The sequence below is a fragment of the Saccharomonospora amisosensis genome (assembly GCF_011761185.1).
Lineage (GTDB): Bacteria > Actinomycetota > Actinomycetes > Mycobacteriales > Pseudonocardiaceae > Saccharomonospora_A > Saccharomonospora_A amisosensis.
Genome location: NZ_JAAOYM010000001.1, coordinates 1,829,480 through 1,853,476, shown reverse-complemented (window position 1 = coordinate 1,853,476; position 23,997 = coordinate 1,829,480). Strand labels below are relative to the sequence as shown.

The window sequence follows — 23,997 nt, the reverse complement described above, 5'->3', positions numbered from 1 at the left end:
CGGATCCACTGCCACACCCACCACGGTGATGACATCCCCGAGTCTCGCCGGGTACGGCGCCGCGATCGGTGCCCGGCCGTGCCATGCGGTCGGCAACTCCGGTGGTGCGGCAGCCCCCGACGCCACCGCACCACCCCATCCTCATTCCGAGCGAAGACCGTCCAGTTTGGTCACCTGGCGCAGCATCGGCAGGCTCAACGCCGTCGCCGCCAGCACCGCGATCACAGCGCCACCACAGACGATGCCGATCAGGCCGGCGTCCAGGCTGAACTCCAGACCGGCATAGCGCAGCGTGGGCCACGTGATCCCGAGCCCGGCGACGACCGCCAGCCCGACGCCAATGGCAACCGGGATCGCGTTCTGCCACAGCGATCCCCGCGCCAGTACCGACAGTGGAACACCGGATGCCGACAGCGCCGCCAGCGGTCGCCTGCGCTCCGCGATCTGCTCGATCGACAGCAGCAGCAGCGACAGCGCCGCGACCGCCAGTACGAACAGCGACATCATGAGCAGGATGCTGCGCATGGTCCGCAGCGCACTGTCCGCGTCCGACATCCACGTCAGCCGTGACGGGTCGGGCGAGATGTAAACCGTCCATCTCGGCTGGCTCACCACGCCCACGGTGATCTCGGTCGCTGCCGTCAGGGCCGCTCTGTCGTCACCGGATCCCCACACGAGCAGGAACCGATCGCGGTCCGGAACCGGAACTCGGGCTTGACCGAGCGCACCGGGCGTGGCCAGGACGGTCCCGGAGTTGACCAGCGTCGCCTGCTCCACCGGAATGTACTTCGCGGTGTCCGGGATGGACCAGCGGTCGCCGTATACGGGCTCGTCGGAACCTTCCGGGTACTGCACGAATCGCACCGGACCTGGCTGTGGGCTCGACATTCCGTATTCGGCCCTGGCACTGACGACGAACACGTCGCCGTCCGCGCAGGACCCCAACTTGGCCAAGGTCGCCAACGATTTGCAGTCACCGATCGTGGCGCCGATCGCACTGTCCGGTGCGCCTTCGGGGGCAACCGAGGTCCGACTCACCGCGCGCACGTCGCTGATCGCCGGATCGTCGCGCATCAGCCCCGACACCTTGACGGTCTCGGATTGCTCGAGCATGAGCTGCGCCGCGGGCGGCTGCCGGGGTTCCCAGTACCCGCCTTCGTTCGTGCTCACGGAACCGACCACGGTCTGGATCAGGATCGAGCCCGCCAGCACGACGACCAGTCCCGACACGACGCGGCTCGCTGTGCCGCCCTCAAGCTGCAGCCTGCGCACCGCGAGCTGCCACGATGCCGGGCCACCGCGCAGCCGCGACACCAACCGTTCCACCGCCCACGGCAGCAGTGCCGCCACACCGATCAGCACCAGACCGCTGCCGACCGCCAGCGCGGTGCTGACGAACTCGGGGTTGTCGTGTGGCGCGAACAGGAACGTCAGGGCCATGGTAAGCGCCCCGACGCCGGTGATCGTCCAACGCCACCACGTTCGGCGTTGCCGCTGCTTGCCCCGCCGGACCACACCGAGTGGTTCCACCACGGTGTGACGCAGCCCGAAGATCGCCGCGCCCACGGCCAGTCCCGGAACGAGCAACGCGATCAGGACGACCAGCTGCCACGGCGGCACGAAGTCCTCGGCGAAGAACTGCGCGCCGAACAGTTCGATGTCACCCACGAGCGGGCGCAGCGCGACGAACAACCCCGCCCCCAGCGCCAGCCCCGCGACCGCGCCGACCAGCGCCTCGCCCGCGGCGACCCGCCTGACCTGCTTGCTGCTCAGGCCCACCAACCGCAACGCGGCGAGCCTGCGTTCCCGTTCCGCCGCACCCATGCGCGAGGCCGTGGTGACGAACACCAGCAGCGGCAGCAGGAGTACCACCGCAAGCGGCGCGATCAGCACCGCGACCGCCAGGTCCAGCTCTCCCGAGGTCGGCGCGACGCCGAAGCCGTAGACCCGGTACATATCAGGGTCGTCCGCCAACTCGCTCGCCTTCGCACCGACGAAGACGACCTTGTCGTTGGCCATGTTGAGCCCGGCCTTGCCGACCTCGCCTACGATCCCGCCGCCGAGGTGCGCCTTGACCGCCGCGCCCTCCTCGCTGTTCAGGAAGTCGGCTGCCGAGGGCGATGCCATCACCTCCCCCGGTCGAGGCAGCCGGTCCAGACCTGGCGGCACCGGTGCGCGCGGCCCTGCCGGTGCGAGGATGGTAGCGCTCAGCTGCTGCTCACCCGCGTTGACGTACCAACCGCGCTCGTAGAGCGGATCGACGCCGGGCTGAGGTTCCGTTATCGGAGCGCGGGCGGCCTCGCGGGCATCTCGCGCGTCGGCGAGGCTGTTCGCCGACGCGGCGGGCAGCAGGATCGCCACCACGAGGGCGACGCCGAACGTGGTCATCGCGAGTCGGAGTAGGGCCTGACCTGACATCCGGCCGCCCCCGACGGCCAGCCGAAGCCCCAGCAGGAGATCGCGGATCATGCGACCAGTTCCCGGTCTTTGACCACGCCGTCGCGAACCACGATCTCCCTGTCGGAGTGAGCGGCGACCCTCGGCTCGTGAGTGACCAGCACGACGGCCGCGCTGGTCTCGCGAGCCGCATCGGTGAGCAGACCCATCACCAGCTCGCCGTTGAGCGAGTCGAGCGCGCCGGTCGGCTCGTCGGCGAACACCACCTTCGGCGTGGTCACCAGCGCCCTGGCCACGGCGACGCGCTGCCCCTGCCCGCCGGAAACATCACCGGGCCTGCGCTGGCCGAGGTCGCCGACCTCAAGGCGTTCCAGCCACTGGCGCGCTCTGGCCTCGGCGGCTTTACGTTTCATGCCGGAAAGCCGCAGCGGCAAAGCCACGTTCTCAAGGCAGGTCAGCTCGGGAACCAGCTGTCCGAACTGGAATACGAAGCCGAACTCCGTACGCCGCAGCGCACTGCGTTCGGCATCGCTCATGGCGACCATGTCCTTGCCGCCGTAGGTGATCGTGCCGCTGTCGGGCGCGATGATGCCCGCGAGGCAGTGCAACAGCGTGGACTTGCCCGAGCCGGACGGCCCCATCACGGCCAACACCTCGCCCGCGTGCACGCGAACGCCCGCTCCCCGCAATGCCGCTGTACGGCCGAACGTCTTGTGCAGCTCCGACGCTGCCAGCAGCACGTCACTCATGAGCGCACCTCCTTGGCGAGCTGGTCGAGGCGCGCGGCGGTCAGTTCGAGCCACCGCAGGTCGGCCTCGAGGTGAAACAGGGCATGGTCGCAGATGAGCTGGTCGGCGAGGTCGCCGTCCTTCTTGCGTCTGGTCAGCTCGCGCATTTCCTTGAGGTGGGCGGCGCGCTGTGTGTCCAGAATGTCCTGCGCGCTGCGGCCGGACAGCAGCGCGAGTACGACCTTGGTGTAAAGCGTGTTCTGCAGGTACGGCTCCGGATCCTCCGGTGTGGCCAACCACTGCGCGACGTCGGTGACCCCGGCGTCGGTGATCGTGTAGCGCTTGCGGTCGGGACCCGCGCCGTGTTCGACCCCCGCCTCCTCGACGAGGCCGTTGCGCAGCAGCCGGGAAAGCGTCGAGTACACCTGGCCGTAAGCGAGCTGCCTGCCGTGCGCGAAGTGCCCGTCGTATGCCCGTTTCAGGTCGTATCCGTGGCGTGGTCCCGGCTCGAGCAGAGCCAGCAGTGTTCGTGATACCGACATCCGTTCCCCTTCGGTCAGTGCCTGTGGAACCGAACTATACACAGCGAGTATGTATCGCGTGTATAGATGCCTGGAATACGTCGCTGAAGTGCGAGGACATGGCGATCCGTTCGGGTATCGGGGTCACCGGTGTTCGACCGTGTGCGGAGCCCGGCCACCCCGCCGATCAGCTCGCGACCGCCAGCTCGACGGGGTGGCCCAGATAGCGAGCCAGATCCGCCGCCTCCGCCTCCAGACCTTCGCGGCCACCTCGGGGCAGCCTGGAAAACGGGGTGACCACCGCCTGTGCCTTCTTTCCCGTCCGCTTCAGCGACCAGGTACCCACCACCCGTCCGGCCGCCAGCACGGTCGGCCGGACGAATCCGCCACCGGCCTGGACGTCCTTCGCGTGCGCGGCGTCGAGGACCAGCGCGCGGTCCCGGTAGCCGAGCAGGAACGGGTCGAAGTGCCCGAGCAGCCGGACCGGCTTGTCCTGGTCTCCGTGCGGGTCCAGGTCGGTGTCGGCCAGGGCCACCATCGGCTCTCCCGCCGCGGTCACGGTTGCCGTCTCGTCGGCGATGGCCGCGAACGCCTGCTTCGCCTCACCCGACGGCAGGCCCGACCACGCACGAAAGTCGGTGACACCGGCGGGGCCGTGGCCGGCGAGGTAGCGGCGCGCCAGCTCGGCGAGCGCGTCCTCCCTCGCCATCGGCCGCACCGGCGGCACGTGGTCGTCCATGAGCACGTAGCTGGGCTCTTCACGCTGCGTGTCAGGGCCGCGGCAGATCAGTCCGGTGTTCGCGGCGTAGGAGAGCAGGTGCGGCGGCTGCTGTGTTTTCGGGTCGATGTCCACACCGTGGTCGCGCAGCCGGGCCACGATGTCGGCCCGCACCAGCGGCTCGCTGCCGTGCAGGACCCGCTGCAGCGCGGCCAACGCCCGCTCGCAGGTCGCGTCGTCGAGGCCGAGCTGCTCGCGCCTGCGCCGCCCCGCCTTCGCGAACACGGGACCAAGCAGCCCGACCACCCAGCGCACGTCCTGTGCGGCGAGCAGGTGAAGGGTGCCGCGCATCGCCCAGGTGCGCACGAGCCTGCCGTCCGCGCAGGCGTGGTCCACCACGGCGGCGGTCACTCGGTGCGTCCTCGGCCGGACCGCGAGCCTGGCAGGTCCCGGCGCTTGTGCCTGCAGGGCAACGACTCTGGTCACCGCGGTCACCGGATCGCCTGGTGCCTTGCCGGTGAGCAGTTGGGCCACCAGCCGCGACGCCCGCAACCGCTGCGCGGACAGTTCTGGACTCATGGTCGAGACGATAGAACCCGGCGCCGACAACCACTCGGCAGCCGAACCGCAGGGATCTCACGTCCTGCCGGGTCGGCGGCGACGGTCACCGCAGCTCATCGCAGGGGGGCGCCGTCCGGGCCGATCAGCACATCGCCGGTCGGCGACCGAACGGTGTAGTGGATCGTCTGGGCCACCACGCGCCCGTCGGCGATGACGAAGGAGTCGGCGCCGTCGTCCACCACCGCGTCACCGGAATCGGCGGACCACTCGGACCACTCCAGGTAGGCGACGTTGCCTTCTACGAGTTGGACACGGTAGTTCCATCGGCCGGTGGGTAGTTCGTCGGCCAGCATCTCCGCCAGTCGACGCAGCCCCTCGTGACCGTGGAACACCCCGCTCCCGGTCAGCGCCACGCAGTCAGGGGCGAAGTTTCGCGCGATGCCCTCCTCGAAGTCCCGCTGTTGCGCGAGCCGCAGCCGGTCCTCGAAAACCTCCCGAGGGGAACGGGTGGTCGGATCGTTCACGCGTGACCTCCCTCCCTGCCCGCTGCCGGTGGAGGCGGGCGTTCCCGCATGTCAACGGTAGCGGGCGAGCAGGTTGTTCTCGCTGGGTAGCGACAGCTTGGGAAGGGTCGCCTCGAGTTGTTCCCGGTCGGGTTCCAGCCACGGCGGTAGTTTCAGCGCCCTGCCCAGCTCCAGCAGTGGCTCGTCGACGGCGAACCCGGGCTGGTCGGTGGCGATCTCCAGCAGCGTGCCGCCAGGCTCGCGGAAGTAGATGGACCGGAAGTACTGCCGGTCCAGCACGGAGGTGACCTTCGCGCCACGCTCGACGAGCTCTTCACGCCACCGAAGCTGGGTCCGTTCGTCGGGGGCCCGCCATGCGACGTGGTGGACGGTGCCACCGGCAACCAACCCTTGCCGCGCTTTGCGGTCCACCAGCACGTCCACGAGCGCGCCCGGCCCGCCCGAGCCCGCGGCGAACCGCAGCCGGTTGCCGTGGCGGCTCTCGGAGTGCAACCCAAGCTCCGCCATCATCGCGACGGTGCCGTCCTCGTCCGCGGTGGACAGCGTCACCGAATGCAGGCCGCGGACGCCGTGTTCGGCGGGAACGATCCCGTTGTCCCACGGCGCGCGCGGGTCACCCTGCGGGTGAGCCACCAGCGCCAGTTCGAGCCCGTCGGGGTCGTGGAAGGTCAGCGCCGCTTCACCGTCGCGCTCGGCGACATCGCTGACGTCGACACCGAGTTCGCGCAGGTGTTGCCGCCACCAACCGATCGACGTCGCGGGCACGGAGAACGCCGTGGTGGTGGCCTGGCCAACTCCGCGCCTGCCCGGTGCCACGGTGCCGAACGGGAAGAACGTCAGCAGCGTGCCGGGCCGTCCCTGCTCGTCACCGTAGTAGAGGTGGTAGATGTCGGGAGCGTCGAAGTTCACGGTGGTCTTGACCAGCCGAAGCCCCAGCGTGCGCAGGTAGAAGTCCGCGTTCGCCTGTGGGTCGCCCGCGATCGCCGTGACATGGTGCAGACCACTTGTCGCCAGCGTCATGAGTTCCTCCTGAAAGAGCGACGGGCGGGGTCAGTTCTGCTTGACGGCCGAGATCTCGAACTCGAGCACGACCTTGTCGCTGACGAGTACGCCGCCGGTCTCCAGTGCCGCGTTCCAGGTCACGCCGAAATCCCTGCGGTTGATCGTCGTGGAGCCTTCGAAACCGATGCGGCTGTTGCCGAACGGGTCGACGGCCTGTCCCTCGAAGCTGAGCGGGATGGTCACCGAACGGGTCACACCCCTGACGGTCAGCTCGCCGGTGACGTCGAAGGTGTCCTCGCCGGTGTGAGTGATCTCGGTGGACCGGAAGGTGATCTCCGGGTGCTCGGCCATGGCCAGGAAGTCGTTGCTGCGCAGGTGTTCGTCCCGGTCGGCGTTGCGCGTGTCGATGCTGGCCGCCTTGATGGTGAGTTCGGCGGAGGAGTTGGCGGGGTTCTCGCCGTCCACCCGGGCACTGCCCTCGAACTCGTTGAACGCGCCGCGCACCTTGGTGACCATGGCGTGCCGGGCCACGAAGCCGAAGCGGCTGTGGGCCGGGTCGATCACGTAGTCGCCGGTCAGGGTCCGGTAGTCGGTCGCAGTGGTCATCTGACTGCCTCCAGATAGTTGACGTATCACGCTTATAGTGTGCGCAACATGCATGACGCGTCAACTATTCCGTTAGACTGCTGCCGTGACGAGATGGCTCACCGACGAGGAACAACGTGCCTGGCGGCGCTACCTGGATATGAACGCCAAACTCACCGCCCGCCTGCACCGTCGGCTGCAGACCGATTCCGGCCTCTCGCTGGCCGACTTCGACGTACTCGTCCAGCTCACCGACCGTGCGGTGCCACGCATGCGCGTCGGCGAGCTGGCCGAGGCACTGCAGTGGGAAAGGAGCCGCCTGTCCCACCATCTGGCCCGGATGCACAAGCGCGGGCTCGTCGACAGGCAGGACTGCCCCGAGGACGCGCGAGGGGCGTTCGTCCTCCTCACCGAAAGGGGCAGGCAGGCCATCGAGCAAGCCGCACCCGCCCACGTCGAGACCGTCCGCGACCTGGTCTTCGACCACCTCACGAAAGCCGAGGTCGCGACGCTGGCCGCGATCAGCGAACGCGTGCTCGACCGGTTGAACCGATCGAATGGCGACGGGTCCGCCCCGGCGTGAGCTGGTCAGGGTTCACCGCGAGGGTTGGGTTGCCGTCCGGGGAGGTGACGAGCCGGTCGAGTGGCGCGGCATCGGCGGGACGTCGGCGAGCTGGCAGCGAGGCGCCGCCGCCCGACTCGGCCGAGGAACGGAAGCTGACCAAAACGCTTCGCCGAAACGTTCACCACCGGCGACATCGACGGCCTCGTCAACCTGCTGACCGATGACGCGCGGCTGGCCATGCCACGGCACCACAGGAGTACCACGGCCCGGCGGCGATCGCGGAGTTCCTCGCCACGTTCAACACCCGGCGTACACCTCGGCGGTTCGCGGCTACCTGCCCACCCGTGCCAACGACCAGCAGGCCCTCGGCCGCTACCTCACCGAACCCGACCGGCCGACCGCGTACTTCGCGGAACAACCGGCTCCGCGCCTCAACCCGGTTCCTCCACGACGAGAGCCGGCTCAGGGCCGGCCGCGTTCGCGAAGCCTGCCCGACGGCTTGTATACGGCCAGAATGACGGCGACAAGCAAGCCCGACAGTGAAACGATCGGTGGAAACAGCAGCTCGGTGACAGGGAAGGTCGGCTCTCCCGCCGTGAGGTCGCGACCGTACTCCGCCGCTTCCAGCACGGGCCGCCGCAACGCCAGTGGCACCAGCGCTACGAAAACGACGTTGAGGACCAGCTTCACGGCCACCCACCAGTATCGGACCAGACCGTACTTGGTACCCAGCCCCAACGTCACGCCGCTGGCGAGACAGGTCAGACCGGTGAGGAACAGCGGCCAGAGGGTGAACGTCAGCACCCGGTAGGACGACGCGGCGGTGTCGACGTCGTCGGTGACCAGCGCGGTGAAGACCAGGATCGCCAGGACCACGTCGATGCCGAGCCATGCTCCCGCCGAGACGATGTGCACGACCAGCACACCTTTACGGGACCGACGTCCCAGCCGCCACCCGGTATCGCGCCGACCTGGTGACACGGCGTCGCGCTCGCGCGGGTCGCCTCGGACGTTCATGGTTGCCCGCCCAACGCGGTCGCGGCGATGCCCAGCGCGTCGACGGTGTCCTCCGCCCATGGCCCGGCACTGACGGCCACCACGTGCTGGCCGACCCGGTCAGCGGCGCGAGTCACGCGTCCGAGGTGGGCGCCGAGCACGGCTGGGCCTGCCGCCCCCGAGTAGTTGGTGATGTTGACACTGCTGCGCACTTGCCCGCTCCTCCCCTGTTGCCGCTCACCGGAACGAGAACCGAACGTTCGCCGTGGCCCACGGTCAACCGCGGAAACTCCGGTGCCACCGGCAACCAGCTGACGCGCGGGCCTGCGATACCGGCGAGCCCAGGTTCTGACCCAAACATTAGGTTACGAACGATTCGTCGTCAATTAGTTAGCCGCCGAATGATCTGGTGATAGGCTCACGGCATGCCGTCACCACCGGCCGGGCCACCGCTCGGGCTCAGGCTCGCCAACACTGCCAAGGCAGTCAGTCAGGCCTTCGACGAAGCGCTCGCCGCAACGGGCGGTTCACGCCCCAGCTGGCTGGTGCTGATGTCACTGAAAACCCGGCCACTGGCCAGTCAACGCGAGCTCGCCGCCGCCGTCGGCATCCAGGGCGCCACCCTGACCCAGCACCTCAACAGCATGGAGAACGACGGGCTCGTGACCCGGCGGCGCGACCCTGGCAACCGCAGGGTCCACCTGGTCGAACTCACCGAACAGGGAGAAATGGCGTTCCACCGGATGCGCGAAGCAGCGGTCATGTTCGACCGCCGGCTACGCGACGGGCTCGGCCGCGACGACGTCTCGCACCTGGAGCACCTGCTCGACCGGCTGCGTGCCAACGTCAGCGACTGAAGGCGTGCGTCACCGGCGGTTCGTGCCGGTACGACCGCGCCGCGTGCCGGGCAGATCGGCCGGATGTGCGCCGCTGTGTCGCCCCCGCGACGTAGCATCTCGGTTGTGAGCAGCAGACCCTCCCCCTCAGCGCAGCAGCTGCGCGACCTGGCGCGGCTGCGCAGGGTCCGCGACCGCATCGACAGGGAGTACGCGCAGCCGCTCGACGTCGAGGCGCTCGCCCGCGGCGTCAACATGTCGGCGGGACACCTCAGCCGCCAGTTCCGGCAGGCCTACGGCGAGTCGCCCTACTCCTACCTGATGACCCGGCGTATCGAGCGGGCGATGGCGCTGCTGCGCCGGGGCGACCTCAGCGTCACAGAGGTGTGCTTCGAGGTCGGCTGCTCCTCGCTGGGCACCTTCAGCACCCGTTTCACCGAACTGGTGGGCGTGCCGCCCAGCACCTACCGGCGCGACGCGGCCAACGACATGGCGGGCGTGCCGTCGTGCGTCACCAAACAGGTCACGCGACCGGTCAGGAATCAAGAAGCGTCGGTCAAACGGCCACAACTAGCGTGACCGGCATGGACATCAGCATTCACTACACCTTCCTGCCACACGACGACCCGGACGCCACCCTGGGGTTCTACCGCGACACCCTCGGCTTCGAGGTGCGCAACGACGTTGGATACCAGGGGATGCGCTGGATCACGGTGGGTCCCCCCGGCCAGGCGAATGCCATCGTGCTGCACCCGCCCGCCGCTGACCCCGGCGTCACCGACGACGAGCGACGCGTCATCACGGAGATGATGGCCAAGGGCACCTACGGCGCCGTCACGCTGGCCACCAAGGACCTCGACGCGGTGTTCGACCGGCTCCAAGCCAGCGGCGCCGAGGTCGTGCAGGAGCCGACCGACCAGCCGTACGGGGTGCGCGACTGCGCCTTCCGCGACCCCTCGGGCAACCTGGTCCGTATCAACGAACTGAGCTGAGCCCCGCGGGTGGCAGTCGTCGGCGCGACCGCGCCGGCGACGGTCCGCATTCGACAACCGGAGACCACGATGAGCACGGCCACCAGTACCGAAACGCCCGCGCCGCACGCCGCCGACAGCCACGACCTGATCCGGGTCTACGGCGCTCGTGAGAACAACCTCAAAGACGTCCACGTCGAGCTTCCGAAACGCAGGTTGACGGTTTTCACCGGTGTCTCCGGTTCGGGCAAGAGCTCGCTGGTCTTCGCCACGATCGCCGCGGAATCGCAGCGGCTCATCAACGAGACCTACAGCGCGTTCCTGCAGGGGTTCATGCCCAACCTCGGGCGGCCCGACGTCGACGTGCTCGACGGGTTGACCACCGCGATCGTCGTCGACCAGGAACGGATGGGCGCCAACGCCCGCTCCACGGTCGGCACCGCCACCGACGCCAACGCGATGCTGCGCATCCTGTTCAGCAGGCTCGGGAAGCCACACATCGGGTCACCGCAGGCCTTCTCGTTCAACGTCGCCTCGATCAGCGGGGCGGGCGCGGTGACCTTGGAGCGCGGCGGGCAGACGGTGAAGGAGCGTCGCAGTTTCAGCATCACCGGCGGCATGTGCCCGCGCTGCGAGGGCTACGGTTCGGTCACCGACTTCGACACCTCGGCACTGTACGACGACAGCCTTTCCCTGAACGAGGGCGCGCTCACCATCCCCGGCTACAGCATGGACGGCTGGTACGGGCGCATCTTCCGGGGCTGCGGCTTCTTCGACCCGGACAAGCCGATCCGCGAGTACACCAAGAAGGAACTGCGCGACCTGCTCCACAAGGAACCGACCAAGGTCAAGGTCGAGGGCATCAACGTCACCTACGAGGGCCTGATCCCCAAGATCCAGAAGTCGATGCTCTCCAAGGACAAGGAGGCGATGCAGCCGCACATCCGCGCGTTCGTGGAGCGAGCCGTCACCTTCACCACCTGCCCCGAGTGCGACGGCACCCGGCTGTCCGAGGAGGCCCGGTCGTCCAAGATCAACGGCATCAGCATCGCGGATGCCTGCGCCATGGAGATCCGTGACCTGGCGCGGTGGGTTCGGGGGCTGGACGAGCCTTCCGTGGCGCCGCTGCTGGGCGCGCTGGGCGACACCCTCGACTCGTTCGTCGAGATCGGGCTGGGCTACCTCTCCCTCGACCGCCCCGCGGGCACGCTGTCCGGCGGCGAGGCGCAGCGCACCAAGATGATCCGCCACCTCGGCTCGTCGCTGACCGACGTCACCTACGTCTTCGACGAACCCAGCATCGGGCTGCACCCGCACGACATCCAGCGGATGAACAACCTGCTGCTGCGGCTGCGCGACAAGGGCAACACGGTGCTGGTCGTGGAGCACAAGCCGGAAGTCATCGCCATCGCCGACCACGTCGTCGACCTCGGACCGGGTGCGGGCACCGACGGCGGCGAGGTGGTCTTCGAGGGCACCGTCGAAAAGCTGCGGGCCAGTGACACGATCACCGGTCGGCATCTGGACGACCGCGCGGCACTGAAGCCGTCGGTGCGGAAACCGTCGGACGTGCTGGAGGTGCGAGGTGCCCGCACCCACAACCTGCGAGACGTCGACGTGGACATCCCGCTCGGCGTGCTGTGCGTGGTCACCGGAGTGGCGGGCTCGGGCAAGAGCTCGCTGGTCCACGGCTCGGTGGCCCGCCGGGACGGGGTTGTGGCGATCGACCAGACCGCGATCCGTGGCTCTCGCAGGAGCAACCCGGCGACGTACACGGGCTTGCTCGACCCGATCCGCAAGGCGTTCGCGAAGGCCAACGGAGTCAAGCCCGCGCTGTTCAGCGCCAACTCCGAAGGTGCCTGCCCCAACTGCAACGGCGCGGGCGTGATCTACACCGACCTGGCGATGATGGCGGGAGTGGCTACCACCTGCGAGGAATGCGAAGGCAAGCGGTTCCAGGCGTCGGTGCTGGAGTACCGCCTCGGCGGCCGCGACATCAGCGAGGTGCTGGCGATGTCGGTGGCGCAGGCGGAGGAGTTCTTCGGCGCGGGCGAGGCGCGCACCCCGGCGGCGCACAAGATCCTCGACCGGCTCGCCGACGTCGGGCTCGGCTACCTCACGCTCGGCCAGCCGCTCACCACCCTGTCCGGAGGCGAGCGGCAGCGGCTGAAGCTGGCGACGCACATGGGCGAGAAGGGCGGCGTCTACGTACTCGACGAGCCGACCACCGGGCTGCACCTGGCCGACGTCGAGCAACTGCTCGGCCTGCTCGACCGGCTGGTCGACTCCGGCAAGTCGGTCATCGTGATCGAGCACCACCAGGCGGTCATGGCGCACGCCGACTGGATCATCGACCTCGGGCCCGGCGCGGGCCACGACGGTGGCCGGGTCGTCTTCGAAGGCACCCCCGCCGACCTGGTCGCCGCGCGCTCCACCCTCACCGGCGATCACCTCGCGGACTATGTCGGCGGCTGACCCGGTGCTTCGCCACCACGGGTCGCTCGTACCCGCAGCAGCCTGATGGCACCGGTACAGCCCAGGACGAGGAGCGCGCCGAGCACGATCGGCCACACCCCGTCACCGAAGGTGAGCGTCGCACCGAGGGCAGCGAGAAAGCTGCCCATGCCGGCGGAGCCGAGCACTCCACGACGCCACCGGCCCCGCCACTCGGCGAGCGCGACGAATACGGCAGCGAGGCAGACGATGACGATGCCCGAGGTGACATAACCCGGGTTCGCGCCGAACTCGTGCTCCACCACGGAGTCCGACACGACATCGTGAATCACCGCGACTCCGATGAACGCGAGAAACGCGCCGTAACCGGGGCGGCCGAGGAAGGACAGAACGCGGCGGAGCGTGGCGGAGGATTCCGGACTGGCGCTGGCGGCGGGGCGCGGCGGTGTCCGAGGAGCCGCGGTGGGCCCGAATGCGTTCATCAGGCTGCCCGGGTCGCGCAGCAACGCCTGGTACGCGCCGGCCCGGTCACGCGGGTTCGGGCTCTGAGCCAACCGCTGCAGCTCGTCGTCGGGGATCGGCTCGTCGCTCACCGGAGCCCGCGGCGCCCGTGTCGGGCGCGGTGGCTGCACGGGCCGCGGCGGCGGCTCGTCGGCAACGGTGGTTCCCGCTGCCGGCGGCGCCTGACGTGTCCCCGCTCGGTTGCGGACCAGTCCGAGTTGGTCGAGCAACGGGTTCAACTTGGCCTGCGGCGGTCGAAGCCCCGCGGCTAGCAGCGATCGGCGCAGCTGCCTGTGCAGCACCGGCAGGGTGAGCAGTTCGGGCCCGCCCACGATGCCGTCGCGAAGCAACGCCAGCAGCCTGCCGGTGTAGGCCGGGTAGCTCTCGCCGTCGAGGATTCTGGACGTGGCCTGTGGTGGCGCCGACGTCAGCACGGCCGTCCCCTCGATGTCGATCTCGTCGACCAGCGCGGTGGCCGCGGACATGGCGGTGCCAAGCGCGCTTCCCGAGTAGCAGCAGTCCAGGATCACGATCTTGGCTCTGGCGTCGCTGTCGAGCACGACATCCCGGATGTTGTCGTAGCTGAGACCGCTGAACGCCATGTCGTCGGCGGTGGTGTCGCTGAGCAGCAGGTACAGGTCCGAGCGACGGCCCAGCTCACCGTGACCGGCGAAGTACAGCAGCAGCAGATCCTCCGCCTGGCTCGCCGCCGCCACGACCGCCCGGCCCGCCTCCTGCCTGCCGATGTGCTCGGGAAGGAGCACGCACCTTTCCGGTTCCAGCGAGCCGGAGACCGGGTCGGTGAGCGCTTCCCGCAGCGCCACCGCGCCGTCGTGAGCCCCCGGCAGCGAAGGCAGGTGGCGGTAGGCCCCGACGCCGAGCAACACCGCGCTGGACCGCTGCGGGTCCGGCAGCCTCACTGCCCGTCCCCGCCGGGTTCGAGCAGCCGACGAAGGATCACCTCGACCTCGTCGGCGTCGCGCGCGGTGATGCTGATGGTCCGACCACGTCGGCTGTCGCGGACACGCAGCTTGACACCCTCGTGCCTGGGCCGGTTCAGCCACGCCTTCAGCGACTCGGCGAGCACTACCAGTACGCCACCACCGCCACCGACCGCGACGAGGACCTCCGCCAGCGAGCCCATGTGGCCGGGTTCCGGCGGCTTGCGGACCCGCTGGACCAGACCGCGCAGTTCGGGTTCCTGCCGCAGCCACTGCCCCAGATCGGCCAGGCCGCCCGTCGCGTCCTCAACGTCGAGCGACAGACTGACCGACTCCTCCACCGAATTCTCCTTCCACCAGGTCGGCTGCGATGCGTCCACCGGGTGGCTACGGGACTTCCTTGTCCAGCAACGCCAGCAGGTCCTCGCGTTTGTACTCCCACAGCCGCGCGACCTGCTCGGGGGCGCCAAGCTGTTCCACGGCACCAAGATGCCTGGCGAGGTGGCTGTCCACCTGCGGCAGGTGCGCTTCGGCCTGCCCCGACGCGACCCACTCGGCCAGTTCGGCGATGCTTCGCATCGTGCCTTCGCGGGCCGCCGGGTTGAGTTTCCACCTCGGCCAGCCTGTCGCGCGCAACAGCGCCTTCGCCCGGTCGCTGGCGTAGGAAAGACCCTGGGTGTGTGGTGCGTACCGCAACGTCTCGACGGAGTCGAGCACCAGCAGGGCGCGTACGAGATTCACGTCCTCCTCGGCCCAGTCCCGGGGGTGGGTGGCGGGAAGGCCGTCGCCGTCTCGCGGGGCCTTGACGGACTCGGCGGCGGACACCCATTTCGTCGCCATGTTGGCGTCGATGCCTGCGCGTGCGCGGAGCTTGCCCGCCCCCAGTTCGAGGATGTGCTCGGCGGTGAGCACACCGACGCGGGTCAGGTACATCGGGTTGGCATCGGCGCTCTTGCGAGACAGGTCGGTCACCGGGGTGGCGCGCAACCGGTCCTGCCTGCTGCGTCGCTTCCGCGCGGCACGGGCGGTGACAGCGGCCGTGCGTGCCTTGCGGTGCAGGTCCTCGATCCGGCCGTGGACGGCGGGCCTGGCCGAGACCTGCTGCCGCAGCCACTTCCGGGCGAGTTGCCGATCGGACTTCTCCCCCGGCATTGAGCCCGGGTCGGGTGCTGCGTCCCCGCTCATAGCCCCTCCGGTCGGCGATGATCGAGACCAATGTATCGGATCAGCCCCGCCGTGGCGGCCCGATCGCCGCGAAAACAGCACGTTGTTGTCGCACGGCCACACGACAACCGGTGCATCCGTCTCGCATACTCAGCTGCGCGAGACCCGAACCGAACGAGAGCGAGACCTGACATGGACCCGGCTGACCTCGCTGATGTGATCGCCTCGGTGCGCGAGTTCGTACGCAACGAGGTGGTCCCGCTGGAGGAGCGGATCGAGGAACGGGACGAGATCCCCGCCGACCTGGTGCGGCAGTGCAAGTCCATGGGGCTGTACGGCTTCACGATCCCCGAGCAGTACGGCGGGCTCGGCCTCGATGTCACCGAGGAAGTCCAACTGGTGTTCGAACTCGGCTACACCACGCCCGCGCTTCGCTCGCTGTTCGGTACCAACAACGGCATCGCGGGGCACGTCCTGCTGGAGGGTGCCACCGAGGAGCAGAAGAAGGCGTGGTTGCCATGGCTGGCCTCTGGCGAGGTCACCGCCTCGTTCGGGCTGACGGAGGCGGACGCCGGCTCCGATCCCGCCACCCTGACCACCACGGCACGCCGGGACGGGTCGGACTGGGTGATCAACGGCGCCAAGCGCTACATCACCAACTCCCCCGTCGCCGACGTCATCATGGTCTTCGCCCGCACCAACCCCGACGCGCCGGGCAGCCGTGGCATCTCCGCCTTCCTCGTACCGGCCGACGCCGCAGGACTTTCCGTCGGCCCGAAGGACAGCAAGATGGGCCAGCGAGGCGCGTGGACCGCCGACGTCCACCTCGACGACGTGCGCGTTCCCGCCGACGCCGTCGTCGGTGGTGAGGCCGGGATCGACAACGGTTTCCGGATCGCGGCGAAATGCCTCGCACACGGCCGGGTCCACATCGCGGCGATGTGCGTCGGGATGGCCAACCGGCTGGTGGACGAGTCGGTGGCGTTCGCGAGGACGCGGCAGGCGGGTGGCAAGCCGATCGCTCGATTCCAGCTGGTGCAGGGCCTGATCGCCGACTCGATGACCGACTACCGCGCAGGAAGGGCCATGGTGCTGGAGACGGCGCGTGACTACGACGCGGGCAGGGACAAGATCGCCGGTCCAGCCGCCGTGAAGTACTTCTGCTCCGAGATGGTCGGGCGCGTCGCCGACCGCGCGGTGCAGGTCCACGGTGGCGCGGGCTACATGGCGGGGGTGGCGGTCGAGCGCTTCTACCGCGACGCCCGGCTGTTTCGCATCTACGAGGGAACCAGCCAGATCCAGCAGGTCATCATCGCCCGCAGCGCGCTCGGTGACGCGGCGCGCGCGGACTGACCACGGCCTTCACCCCGAACGCACCTGTGCGGCGACGGCGTTGCGGGCCGTCGCCGCGTCAGGGGCCGCGAGCGCCAGCCGGGCAAGGGTGCTCGGCCTCGCTCCTGGTGCGCGCGGCCAGTGCCGCGCGCACCGGCGCCACGTTCGGGCCCGACACCGAAAGGCTGGTCACCCCCATGCCCGTGAGGACCAGCGCCAGCAGCGGGTCGCCCGCGGCCTCGCAGCACACTCCGACGGGTTTGTCCTCGACCTTGCCCGCCTCGGCGCAGGTGGCGATGAGTTCCAGGAGTGCGGGCTGCCAGGGGTCGAGCAGGTCCGCGAGCGCGCCGTTGGTGCGGTCGGCCGCGAGCGTGTACTGGCCGAGGTCGTGGCTGCCGATACTGACGAAGTCGACGACCTCCAGCAGCTGGCGTGCCCGCGGCGCGGCCGCGGGCACCTCGATCATCGCGCCCGCTGTGGATAGGCCCGCCGCCCGAGCCTGTTCGGCGAAGCTGCCCGCCTCGGCCGCCGTGGGGACCAGAGGCGCCATCACCCACACGTCGGCGCCGGTGGTCGCGCGGCGGCGTTCGCGACGGATCGTAGCTGGTCGGTGAGCACGTCGGGGCGCTCGCGGGCGGTCCGAAGGCCGCGAACGCCGAGTGCCGGGTTGTCCTCTGGTGCGAAACCGAGGAAGGGCAGCGGCTTGTCGGCGCCCGCGTCGAGGCTACGTACCACAATCTTGCGGCCAGGCAGGGCGGCGGACACCTCGGTGTTGGCCCGCTGCTGTTGGTCCGTCGTCGGCGGGTCAGTCCGGTGCAGGAAGAGGAACTCGGTGCGCAGCAGGCCGACGCCCTCGATGCCGGGCGGTGTCCCCTGCGAGGTCGGTGGCGCCACCGATGTTGCGAAGCAGCGGTATCGGGTGGCCGTCGGCGGTGCGGCCGGGCCCGGTAACCGCGTGCTGCCGGTCCCGCTCCCGCTGCGCGGCCTGCCTGATAGCAACGGCTTCCTTGTCGTCAGCGGTGGCCACGATCCCGGTCGTGCCGTCGACCGACACCACGGTGTCTTCCGCGAGGTCGAGGATTAATTGGCAGCTCACCACGGCGGGCGGGCCACGCGATCTGACGAGGATCGCGGTGTGTCCTGTGGCGCCGCACCACGGCTAGTGACGAGCGCGAGCACCTTGGCAGGGTCCAGTCGGGCGGTGTCGGCGGGTGAGAGGTCCTCGGCCACGAGCACAATGGGCACGCCCGGTCTCGGCACTCGTGGCATTGGCAGGCCGAGCACCCCGGCGACGGCGCGGTCACGGATGTCGGCCAGGTCGGCGCCGCCGTCTCGAGCACATCGGCGGTCGAGCCCTCGTCGGCGATCCGACGCAGTTCATCGGACACCGCCCGCAGGGCCTCGGCCGCCACGGCGATCTCGCGATCCGGCTCGGTGACCGGGACCTCCGGCGGCAACCCGGGCGGCAGAGCCATCCGGAATACCGGCCCCGCCGTGCGGCCCGGGCTGACCCCCAGTCCGCCCAGTGGCCCGGCTGCGGTGTCGCGCTCCTGCCCCGACAACGTGCCGGGTTCAGGTGCAGTGAGCCTTTGCCAACCTGATCAAGAGCTGACGATCATGAGCGTCTGAAATGCGGCGATGAGCTTGTCGGCGGTGTTCGGGCTGGACCGGATCTTGCGCAGGATCGGCCAGTTCTTGAGTTCGGCGTTGGCCCGCTCGCCGGGCCCGCGGCGGCGGGCGTGGGCGGTGTTGACGTCCTTCTGGTTCTGCGACAGTTTGCGGTAGCGGCCGGTGTCGGGGTCCTTACGTCGGCGCCGCTGCGGGACCGCGACCGTGGGACCGGCGCCCTGGTAGGCGGTGTCGGCGGCGGGGATCTCGTGCGCGGTGAGAGCGTCGATGATGCCGTGCTCGCGGGCGGCCCCCAATAGCGTGGCGGGCGCCGGGAAGCGGCGGTGAGATCCACACCAAGCGGCCGCTCGGGTCGGCGATGACCTGCACGTTCAGCCCGTGGGTCTTGTACTTGCCAGAGTAGAAGGCGCGGTCGTAGCCCGACGCCATCCCGACACGGTCGATGCGCAGCAGAGTACCGTCGAGGATCACGAACGCCTCCCGTGCCACGACCCACGCCACACACGCCCTGACCTGGCCATCCGGCGGGTTGGCAAAGGCTCAGTGTCCGGCATCAGCGGCCTTGCCCTTCGAGCCCCCGGTGCCTTCCGCGTCGAGGTCCTGCACCAGCACCACGGCCAGCGCGAGGCGATGCGTGCTGCTTGCCGATCTCACTAAGAGCTTGTCTCATGTGGTGAGTCGTCGGAGTTTCTTGAAGCAGGTCATGGCGGCGCCCAGTGTGAGGAAGGCGAGGAAGTTGCTGGCTTTGCGTTCGTAGCAGAGGGTCAGGCGGCGGTAGCCGGTGAGCCAGGCGGATGGGTCGGCCGCGCGGCGAGGTGCCAGCCTTCGGGCTGGTCCTTTTCCGCGCGGCCTCCCGCCAAACCGGACGTGATGGTTTCCCGATCATCCGGCTCTCCGGTGACTACTGCGTGAGTGCCGTGTGACTGGCTGTCTGTGGGCCTGGTCGTGGCAGGAGGTGCAGACCACGAGGGTCTTGCGCCGCCGGTTGGTCATGGCCTTGGCCCACAGGGGTTGAAGCGGCCCGGGTTGACCGAGATCAGCGAGTTTGCGGACGTGGTGGACCTGAACGTCGCCCGCTTGCTGGCAGATCTCCCAGGTGTCCTTGAGAAGTCGGGACACGAGTTCCTTGTGCGGATAGTCGACCCGGATCGGTTGGCGGTCGATGACCGTCGCCGTTTTCTGCCGGTGGAGTGGTGTCTCACCGAACCGTGCGACCAGTGGCTGCCTGTTCTTGCGTTCGATGCGTGCTTCGAAGCAGGTGCGCGGCCGGTGCGGTGTCAGGATCTTGGCTTTGTGCTTGGCCGCCATCTTCGACACTGTCGAGCGGTGCTTGCCTGCCAGGGTCTTGAGCATGGAGGTCTCCATGACCCAGCGCAGGCTGGGCCTGGTCATGGATCCCCCCTTTTCGCCCGCACCGTCGCTCCATCGAGAATGGCGCGGGACCAGTCCAGCAACCCCTGGCTGCCGAGTTCGTCGAGCACTGCCTGGTGAAGTCTGCACCACAGCCCAGCCTCGGTCAACTGCGTGAAGCGGCGGTGCGCGGTCTGGAAGGACACCCCGAAGCTGGGCGGGAGATCTCGCCAGGCACACCCGCTGGTCAGCACGTACACGATCGCGGTGAACACCGCCCGACCATCCACAGGCGCCGTGCCCCCACCCTGCGGACGACGCTTGAACCGCGGAATCAACGGCTCCACCAACACCCACAGCTCGTCCGGCACCAACCGCTTCGCGAACCGATCACCCACAGCAGACGATCATGCACCAACACACCAATCAAGCCACGTAAGACACGCTTTAAGGTGGGCAACGACTACTTCACCCGGTTCGCCGAACTGAAGGACATCGACCCCTTCATCACCGACGACGGCGTGGACAGCACAGCGGCGGAGGAGATCTAGAAGGCGGTACCGAGGGTGGTCAGGGTCTGACGGTGCATTCCGAGGCCGGGAGGCGAGCCTGGCTCAGAGCTTCGGCGTTCACACCCTGCACGCCTGCACCAACGGCAAAGGGTTGTTGACTCGCCACCGGAAGCCCTCGAACGGTGACGCAGGCGGCCGGTGCCGCCGTCAAGATGGCGCCACAGTCAGCGAGCGCTGATCAGAGCGCGCAACGACGACGTTGTCGTGGCTTTCATCGAGCCTTCCGCAGGAAGAACTGGCCATTGGAAGCCGCCCGCAGCCCAGCGCGCCAACCTGCTCTCTTCCCACTTCGACCTCAAGATCCCTCTAACCGCCGTCGCGGCCCACGCGAGTTGCTTGGCCCGAGGACTTCCCGTCAAAGCCTCCATCCTGCTTTCTATACTTTCCCGCAATTCACTTTCGGTTCCCAGACGCACCGATGGTTCCACACCTTCATAAATCGTTAGGAAAATATCCGGCCGACCACGCACAAGGAGATAGACGAAGGCGTTACGCTCGTACAACGTCTCGATCAGGTGGCCAATGTAATGCGACTTGGCCACCTGCGAAATCGGCCATACAACGATTTCCCCAGCGATCTGATCGACCGTCCATCTATGTCCCGCTCGCACACGAAACATCGTCTCCATCAGAGGGCTGGGAGTCTCCACTCGACAACTGGTAGCGACTCGAGACATCTCCGCCACGAACAAGAACGGGTCTTCCGCGTGTTCCAATACCTGACGTGCTATCGCCACGTCGAACAATTTGTCACGAAAGGGCAGCCGTTCCGCCTCAGCAATAACAATCGGTCGATCTACCCGTAACGGCCCTTCGCGCTCGAAAGGCTCGATATACTTGTCGACGAGCACCGACGAGCGTGGATGCGGATTGTGTCCGCTACCAACCTCAAGAATACGCATTCCTACCTCTAATTTCTGCCTCGACAGACTCGTACAGCCTGCCCGCCTCGTTCTCATTTCGATAGCTCAGCCACGAGAGATAAGCCTCCTCGATCGACACACTCTCGCACCCGTTCGCCTCGAAGGAAGTTGGGGCATTGAGCGCCCACCAAGCCATATCGCGATCCCCAACCACACCGGAATGCTCCAGGCTCAGAATCCGGCGAAGAGCGGTGGAATTGCTTCCACCGAAATGCTGGTCGACATACCTCAAATGACACCTGACACGTTCCAGGCGGCAGAGCAGACGTCGGGACACACGTGAGGTGCCGCCTTCGTGTACAACCTCCACACTGCTGTCGCACCACCGCTGCATTCCCATCCGTTCCGCTCGCCGGCAAACATCATGATCGTCCGTATACAGAAAATAATTGTTGTCAAGACCTCCGAGCCTGTCCCAGAACACCCGAGGAAAAACAACATAGGATCCGTCGAGGGTCCCAACATTACGGCTCGCAGGCTGCGTAGACCGGATCTTTCCGAGTCGTGAGATCCAACCATTTGTCAGTTGGGATACCACGACGTTATACGGACGGAGCAACGGATAAGAAGAAAGTCGTATTCTACCTTGCTTGTCTCGCATGGCCGGGCCGACTACTGCGTTCATGCAACGAGCTCTGGAACAGAGATAATCAAGCGCCGAACTCGACGTCGAATAGGTGTCGGGGCCTGCCATGTGCACAAAGGAAACTTCGTCCGCCCAGCCACACGACTGCACCCAATTCCAGGCCTTCTGAACCGCTGGTGCATAACCAAAGTTTTGTCCCGATCCAATGTAATGGAGCCACTTCCGACTAATTACAGCCGAACTGCCGAGCTCTAGGCCGCGCAGTTCAGCGTCATCACCGTTCTCCCACACCACGACATGGTGTTCGCTTGCCAGGTTCTGTTCGAGTACCGACTCAATGGCCCGATCGATCTGCGGCCGCGAGTTGAAGTTGACGAGGATGGTGACCACCGTGTCCATGTTCTCACCCTTCACGCCGCTTTCTCATACAAAATGGTGTGTACCACGAAGCACTCGGACACCGCAGAATGTGAAGTGCACGACCGAGCCCTAAGAGCGTGTCTCATTTGGGGAGTTTCTTGTAGCAGGTGATAGTGGCGGCGAGGGTGAGGAAGGCGAGGTAGTGGTTGGGTTTGCGTTCGTAGCGGGTGGTCAGGCGCCGGTAGCCGGTCAGCCAGGCGATGGACCGTTCGATGACCCACCGGTGTTTGCCGAGCTTCTCTGCGGATTCGATGCCCTTGCGTGCGATGCGGGGAATGATCCCGCGCCGGCGCAGCCAGTGGCGTAGTGCTGGGATGTCGTAAGCCTTGTCGGCGTGCAGCTTGACCGGCTTCCGGCGCCGGGGTCCACGGTGGGACCGGGTCGCCCGAAGCGCGTTGACCAGAGGTTTGAGTGCGTGGCTGTCATGGGTGTTGGCCGCGGAGATCCCGACCGTCAGGGGCAGGCCGTCCCGGTCGGACAGCACGTGGATCTTCGAGCCGGGCTTGCCGCGATCGACCGGGCTGGGGCCGGTCAGACCGCCCCCCTTTTGGCCCTGACGGATGCTCCGTCCAGGACCGCTCGGGACCAGTCGATCATGCCTTGGCCACCCAGTTCGTCGAGCACCGCCTGGTGTAACTGCCGCCACAGTCCCGCCTCGGTCCATTCGGTGAACCGGCGATGTGCCGTCGGCACGGTGACCCCGAAGCTCGGCGGCAGATGCCGCCAGGCGCAGCCACTGGTCAGCACGAACACGATCGCGGTGAACACCGCGCGATCGTCCACTCGCGGCATGCCGCCACCCTGCGGGCGCGTCTTTCCCGGCGGGATCAACGGCTCGACCAGCACCCACAACTCGTCGGGCACCAGCCGCCGCGACAACTCGTCCGTCACAGGCCATGATCATGCCCGCACCTCAGCCCACATCCAAGTGAGACACGCTCTAAGACGAGGTGGAGGCACATCGCCAACTCCCGCCGTCACCATGCGATCGTCTCACTCACCAAGCCAGCGAGCATCCCAACCCAGGTAGTAGTTCACCCGCACGTGCGACATTCAGTCGGGTCAATCATCGTACGGCGACCCCAACAGATTGGGGCTAGGGTGGACGCTGGCATACCGCCGTCATAAGTAATACATCGCAACCGGAGCGAACTGCACAAAAACAAGCTATACCCATTCTGGCGCCGGACAATTGACGAAACGAGTGAGGTACATCGGTGATGAGTCAGTGAATCAGAGTATCACCGACCACGGCGCTGCTGCCGCATCACGCGGAACCGTGTGCACGGCGGCGATCCGGGACGCGTTCAACAAAGTCGACAGAAAATTCGACCAGCGTGCTAAGTGCACACGCATCGGCCCGATCGCAACCGTAATCGGCATGTCGCTGCCGATTTGTACGGTAGGAGACATTCCACCGGGAGTCTGGTCGGACCGCTCCACGGCGCTCCCCTACAAACTTGCCATCGGCCGTTTCAGTTGGTCCTTCCCCCATCCGAAGAACAGCCGACACAAGCCAGCGTTCTGGCCGACCGAAGGACTCATTTTCGTACTCACATTGCTTGCCAGCGCAGTCATGGGAGGACTTGTGGCGGCACTCTTCATCGTTCTGGCCTCCCACCTGTCCGGCCCTCGCCACCATACGTTCGCGATCGTCCCAACCGGTCGGGCCAAACTTGCCGTCCGGATCGCTGTGGCCAGCGTCCCCCTGACATGGAAAC

At 67.7% G+C, this 23,997-nt stretch carries 27 protein-coding genes and 3 pseudogenes; 6 read left to right on the top strand and 24 right to left on the bottom strand.

Annotated features, from left to right (window positions below):
• Positions 1-141 precede the first annotated feature (141 nt).
• From FHU38_RS08985 to FHU38_RS08955, 7 genes are all read right to left on the bottom strand, one after another.
• The gene (locus tag FHU38_RS08985; protein WP_167168847.1) at positions 142-2,469 is read right to left on the bottom strand and encodes an FtsX-like permease family protein; all 2,328 of its coding nucleotides are present in this window, start codon (positions 2,467-2,469) and stop codon (positions 142-144) included.
• A complete protein-coding gene (locus FHU38_RS08980) occupies positions 2,466-3,146 on the bottom strand; it encodes an ABC transporter ATP-binding protein (RefSeq protein ID WP_167168843.1) in 681 nt (226 codons plus the stop codon). Before FHU38_RS08980 ends, FHU38_RS08985 begins: the two co-directional genes overlap by 4 nt.
• Positions 3,143-3,667 carry a PadR family transcriptional regulator gene (locus FHU38_RS08975; RefSeq protein ID WP_167168840.1) on the bottom strand — a complete coding sequence of 175 codons (525 nt, stop codon included), beginning with the start codon at positions 3,665-3,667 and terminating at the stop codon, positions 3,143-3,145. Before FHU38_RS08975 ends, FHU38_RS08980 begins: the two co-directional genes overlap by 4 nt.
• Before the next feature lie 166 nt (positions 3,668-3,833).
• A complete protein-coding gene (locus FHU38_RS08970; RefSeq protein WP_167168837.1) occupies positions 3,834-4,943 on the bottom strand; it encodes a winged helix DNA-binding domain-containing protein in 1,110 nt (369 codons plus the stop codon).
• A gap of 95 nt (positions 4,944-5,038) precedes the next feature.
• Positions 5,039-5,449 (bottom strand): nuclear transport factor 2 family protein, encoded by a 411-nt coding sequence (locus tag FHU38_RS08965; protein ID WP_167168834.1) that lies wholly within the window; start codon positions 5,447-5,449, stop codon positions 5,039-5,041.
• Between the two features lie 51 nt (positions 5,450-5,500).
• Positions 5,501-6,469, bottom strand: coding sequence for a ring-cleaving dioxygenase (locus tag FHU38_RS08960; RefSeq protein WP_167168832.1), 969 nt, complete (start codon positions 6,467-6,469; stop codon positions 5,501-5,503).
• Between the two features lie 30 nt (positions 6,470-6,499).
• Positions 6,500-7,057: a YceI family protein gene (locus FHU38_RS08955; protein WP_167168828.1), complete on the bottom strand. Its 558-nt coding sequence runs from the start codon at positions 7,055-7,057 to the stop codon at positions 6,500-6,502.
• Between the two features lie 85 nt (positions 7,058-7,142).
• Here FHU38_RS08955 and FHU38_RS08950 point away from each other — a divergent pair, with 85 nt between their 5' ends.
• Positions 7,143-7,619 carry a MarR family winged helix-turn-helix transcriptional regulator gene (locus FHU38_RS08950; RefSeq protein ID WP_167168825.1) on the top strand — a complete coding sequence of 159 codons (477 nt, stop codon included), beginning with the start codon at positions 7,143-7,145 and terminating at the stop codon, positions 7,617-7,619.
• Positions 7,620-8,063: 444 nt separating this feature from the next.
• Here the strand turns inward: FHU38_RS08950 and FHU38_RS08945 are convergent, their stop codons facing one another.
• Together FHU38_RS08945 and FHU38_RS08940 are read right to left on the bottom strand one after the other, a co-directional pair.
• Positions 8,064-8,618: a hypothetical protein gene (locus tag FHU38_RS08945; protein ID WP_167168822.1), complete on the bottom strand. Its 555-nt coding sequence runs from the start codon at positions 8,616-8,618 to the stop codon at positions 8,064-8,066.
• On the bottom strand, positions 8,615-8,809 hold the full coding sequence (locus tag FHU38_RS08940) for a hypothetical protein (protein WP_167168819.1): 195 nt from the start codon (positions 8,807-8,809) through the stop codon (positions 8,615-8,617). The genes FHU38_RS08945 and FHU38_RS08940 overlap by 4 nt, the downstream gene beginning before the upstream one ends.
• Before the next feature lie 213 nt (positions 8,810-9,022).
• On the opposite strand from FHU38_RS08940, the gene FHU38_RS08935 reads away from it, so the two are divergent.
• From FHU38_RS08935 to FHU38_RS08920, 4 genes are all read left to right on the top strand, one after another.
• Entirely contained in the window at positions 9,023-9,454 is a 432-nt protein-coding gene (locus FHU38_RS08935) for a MarR family winged helix-turn-helix transcriptional regulator (RefSeq protein ID WP_167168816.1), read from the top strand.
• A 105-nt stretch (positions 9,455-9,559) separates the two neighbouring features.
• Positions 9,560-10,012, top strand: a complete 453-nt coding sequence (locus tag FHU38_RS08930; protein WP_167168811.1) for a helix-turn-helix transcriptional regulator — start codon at positions 9,560-9,562, stop codon at positions 10,010-10,012.
• A 5-nt stretch (positions 10,013-10,017) separates the two neighbouring features.
• Entirely contained in the window at positions 10,018-10,425 is a 408-nt protein-coding gene (locus tag FHU38_RS08925; protein WP_167168808.1) for a VOC family protein, read from the top strand.
• 69 nt (positions 10,426-10,494) lie between these two features.
• A complete protein-coding gene (locus FHU38_RS08920; RefSeq protein WP_167168805.1) occupies positions 10,495-12,879 on the top strand; it encodes an ATP-binding cassette domain-containing protein in 2,385 nt (794 codons plus the stop codon).
• Here the strand turns inward: FHU38_RS08920 and FHU38_RS08915 are convergent.
• Genes FHU38_RS08915 through FHU38_RS08905 form a run of 3 tightly spaced genes read right to left on the bottom strand, consistent with a single transcriptional unit; the run spans position 12,864 to position 15,485 of the window.
• Entirely contained in the window at positions 12,864-14,279 is a 1,416-nt protein-coding gene (locus FHU38_RS08915; protein ID WP_167168802.1) for a caspase, EACC1-associated type, read from the bottom strand. The two genes, FHU38_RS08920 and FHU38_RS08915, sit on opposite strands and share 16 nt — an antisense overlap.
• Positions 14,276-14,641: an effector-associated constant component EACC1 gene (locus FHU38_RS08910; RefSeq protein WP_167168799.1), complete on the bottom strand. Its 366-nt coding sequence runs from the start codon at positions 14,639-14,641 to the stop codon at positions 14,276-14,278. Before FHU38_RS08910 ends, FHU38_RS08915 begins: the two co-directional genes overlap by 4 nt.
• 46 nt (positions 14,642-14,687) lie before the next feature.
• Entirely contained in the window at positions 14,688-15,485 is a 798-nt protein-coding gene (locus FHU38_RS08905; protein ID WP_167168797.1) for a hypothetical protein, read from the bottom strand.
• A gap of 171 nt (positions 15,486-15,656) precedes the next feature.
• Between FHU38_RS08905 and FHU38_RS08900 the strand changes: the two genes are divergently transcribed.
• Positions 15,657-16,817, top strand: a complete 1,161-nt coding sequence (locus FHU38_RS08900; RefSeq protein WP_167168794.1) for an acyl-CoA dehydrogenase family protein — start codon at positions 15,657-15,659, stop codon at positions 16,815-16,817.
• Between the two features lie 58 nt (positions 16,818-16,875).
• Here the strand turns inward: FHU38_RS08900 and FHU38_RS27710 are convergent, their stop codons facing one another.
• The 12 genes and pseudogenes from FHU38_RS27710 to FHU38_RS08860 form a co-directional block, all read right to left on the bottom strand.
• Positions 16,876-17,346: a putative PEP-binding protein gene (locus FHU38_RS27710; protein WP_279590180.1), complete on the bottom strand. Its 471-nt coding sequence runs from the start codon at positions 17,344-17,346 to the stop codon at positions 16,876-16,878.
• The gene (locus FHU38_RS27705) at positions 17,346-17,690 is read right to left on the bottom strand and encodes a putative PEP-binding protein (protein WP_313886711.1); all 345 of its coding nucleotides are present in this window, start codon (positions 17,688-17,690) and stop codon (positions 17,346-17,348) included. Before FHU38_RS27705 ends, FHU38_RS27710 begins: the two co-directional genes overlap by 1 nt.
• Positions 17,602-17,892 carry a hypothetical protein gene (locus tag FHU38_RS27245; RefSeq protein ID WP_313886710.1) on the bottom strand — a complete coding sequence of 97 codons (291 nt, stop codon included), beginning with the start codon at positions 17,890-17,892 and terminating at the stop codon, positions 17,602-17,604. The genes FHU38_RS27705 and FHU38_RS27245 overlap by 89 nt, the downstream gene beginning before the upstream one ends.
• Entirely contained in the window at positions 17,810-18,271 is a 462-nt protein-coding gene (locus tag FHU38_RS28150; protein ID WP_390623253.1) for a hypothetical protein, read from the bottom strand. The genes FHU38_RS27245 and FHU38_RS28150 overlap by 83 nt, the downstream gene beginning before the upstream one ends.
• Before the next feature lie 126 nt (positions 18,272-18,397).
• Positions 18,398-18,721: a transposase family protein gene (locus FHU38_RS08890; protein ID WP_279590179.1), complete on the bottom strand. Its 324-nt coding sequence runs from the start codon at positions 18,719-18,721 to the stop codon at positions 18,398-18,400.
• A 64-nt stretch (positions 18,722-18,785) separates the two neighbouring features.
• Positions 18,786-18,854: pseudogene (locus FHU38_RS27700) on the bottom strand (hypothetical protein); the annotation flags it as partial.
• A 237-nt stretch (positions 18,855-19,091) separates the two neighbouring features.
• A pseudogene (locus FHU38_RS28250) lies at positions 19,092-19,217 on the bottom strand (IS5/IS1182 family transposase); the annotation flags it as partial.
• Positions 19,218-19,307: 90 nt separating this feature from the next.
• Complete coding sequence (locus FHU38_RS08885; protein ID WP_390623319.1) at positions 19,308-19,733, bottom strand: HNH endonuclease; 426 nt, start codon at positions 19,731-19,733, stop codon at positions 19,308-19,310.
• A 69-nt stretch (positions 19,734-19,802) separates the two neighbouring features.
• Positions 19,803-20,173: pseudogene (locus tag FHU38_RS08880) on the bottom strand (transposase); the annotation flags it as partial.
• A gap of 338 nt (positions 20,174-20,511) precedes the next feature.
• Positions 20,512-21,249 (bottom strand): methyltransferase domain-containing protein, encoded by a 738-nt coding sequence (locus FHU38_RS08870; RefSeq protein WP_208415609.1) that lies wholly within the window; start codon positions 21,247-21,249, stop codon positions 20,512-20,514.
• Positions 21,236-22,255 (bottom strand): glycosyltransferase family 2 protein, encoded by a 1,020-nt coding sequence (locus tag FHU38_RS08865; RefSeq protein ID WP_167168788.1) that lies wholly within the window; start codon positions 22,253-22,255, stop codon positions 21,236-21,238. The genes FHU38_RS08870 and FHU38_RS08865 overlap by 14 nt, the downstream gene beginning before the upstream one ends.
• 103 nt (positions 22,256-22,358) lie before the next feature.
• Positions 22,359-23,155 (bottom strand): IS5 family transposase gene (locus FHU38_RS08860; RefSeq protein ID WP_167175274.1). Its coding sequence is split into 2 segments (ribosomal slippage): positions 22,359-22,825 and positions 22,825-23,155, totalling 798 coding nucleotides; the frame shifts between segments, so codons are not numbered across the junction.
• Positions 23,156-23,997: the final 842 nt, after the last annotated feature.

Excerpts from the sequence above, each read along its gene's own strand:
- FHU38_RS08980 (WP_167168843.1), bottom strand. The coding sequence starts at position 3,146 with ATGAGTGACGTGCTGCTGGCAGCGTCGGAGCTGCACAAGACGTTCGGC.
- FHU38_RS08870 (WP_208415609.1), bottom strand. The coding sequence starts at position 21,249 with ATGCGTATTCTTGAGGTTGGTAGCGGACACAATCCGCATCCACGCTCG.
- FHU38_RS08970 (WP_167168837.1), bottom strand. The coding sequence starts at position 4,943 with ATGAGTCCAGAACTGTCCGCGCAGCGGTTGCGGGCGTCGCGGCTGGTG.
- FHU38_RS08905 (WP_167168797.1), bottom strand. The coding sequence starts at position 15,485 with ATGAGCGGGGACGCAGCACCCGACCCGGGCTCAATGCCGGGGGAGAAG.
- FHU38_RS08885 (WP_390623319.1), bottom strand. The coding sequence starts at position 19,733 with ATGGCGGCCAAGCACAAAGCCAAGATCCTGACACCGCACCGGCCGCGC.
- FHU38_RS08925 (WP_167168808.1), top strand. The coding sequence starts at position 10,018 with ATGGACATCAGCATTCACTACACCTTCCTGCCACACGACGACCCGGAC.
- FHU38_RS08900 (WP_167168794.1), top strand. The coding sequence starts at position 15,657 with ATGGACCCGGCTGACCTCGCTGATGTGATCGCCTCGGTGCGCGAGTTC.
- FHU38_RS08865 (WP_167168788.1), bottom strand. The coding sequence starts at position 22,255 with ATGGACACGGTGGTCACCATCCTCGTCAACTTCAACTCGCGGCCGCAG.
- FHU38_RS08985 (WP_167168847.1), bottom strand. The coding sequence starts at position 2,469 with ATGATCCGCGATCTCCTGCTGGGGCTTCGGCTGGCCGTCGGGGGCGGC.
- FHU38_RS08975 (WP_167168840.1), bottom strand. The coding sequence starts at position 3,667 with ATGTCGGTATCACGAACACTGCTGGCTCTGCTCGAGCCGGGACCACGC.
- FHU38_RS08935 (WP_167168816.1), top strand. The coding sequence starts at position 9,023 with ATGCCGTCACCACCGGCCGGGCCACCGCTCGGGCTCAGGCTCGCCAAC.
- FHU38_RS08955 (WP_167168828.1), bottom strand. The coding sequence starts at position 7,057 with ATGACCACTGCGACCGACTACCGGACCCTGACCGGCGACTACGTGATC.
- FHU38_RS28150 (WP_390623253.1), bottom strand. The coding sequence starts at position 18,271 with ATGGCTCTGCCGCCCGGGTTGCCGCCGGAGGTCCCGGTCACCGAGCCG.
- FHU38_RS08945 (WP_167168822.1), bottom strand. The coding sequence starts at position 8,618 with ATGAACGTCCGAGGCGACCCGCGCGAGCGCGACGCCGTGTCACCAGGT.
- FHU38_RS27710 (WP_279590180.1), bottom strand. The coding sequence starts at position 17,346 with ATGGCGCCTCTGGTCCCCACGGCGGCCGAGGCGGGCAGCTTCGCCGAA.
- FHU38_RS08960 (WP_167168832.1), bottom strand. The coding sequence starts at position 6,469 with ATGACGCTGGCGACAAGTGGTCTGCACCATGTCACGGCGATCGCGGGC.
- FHU38_RS08920 (WP_167168805.1), top strand. The coding sequence starts at position 10,495 with ATGAGCACGGCCACCAGTACCGAAACGCCCGCGCCGCACGCCGCCGAC.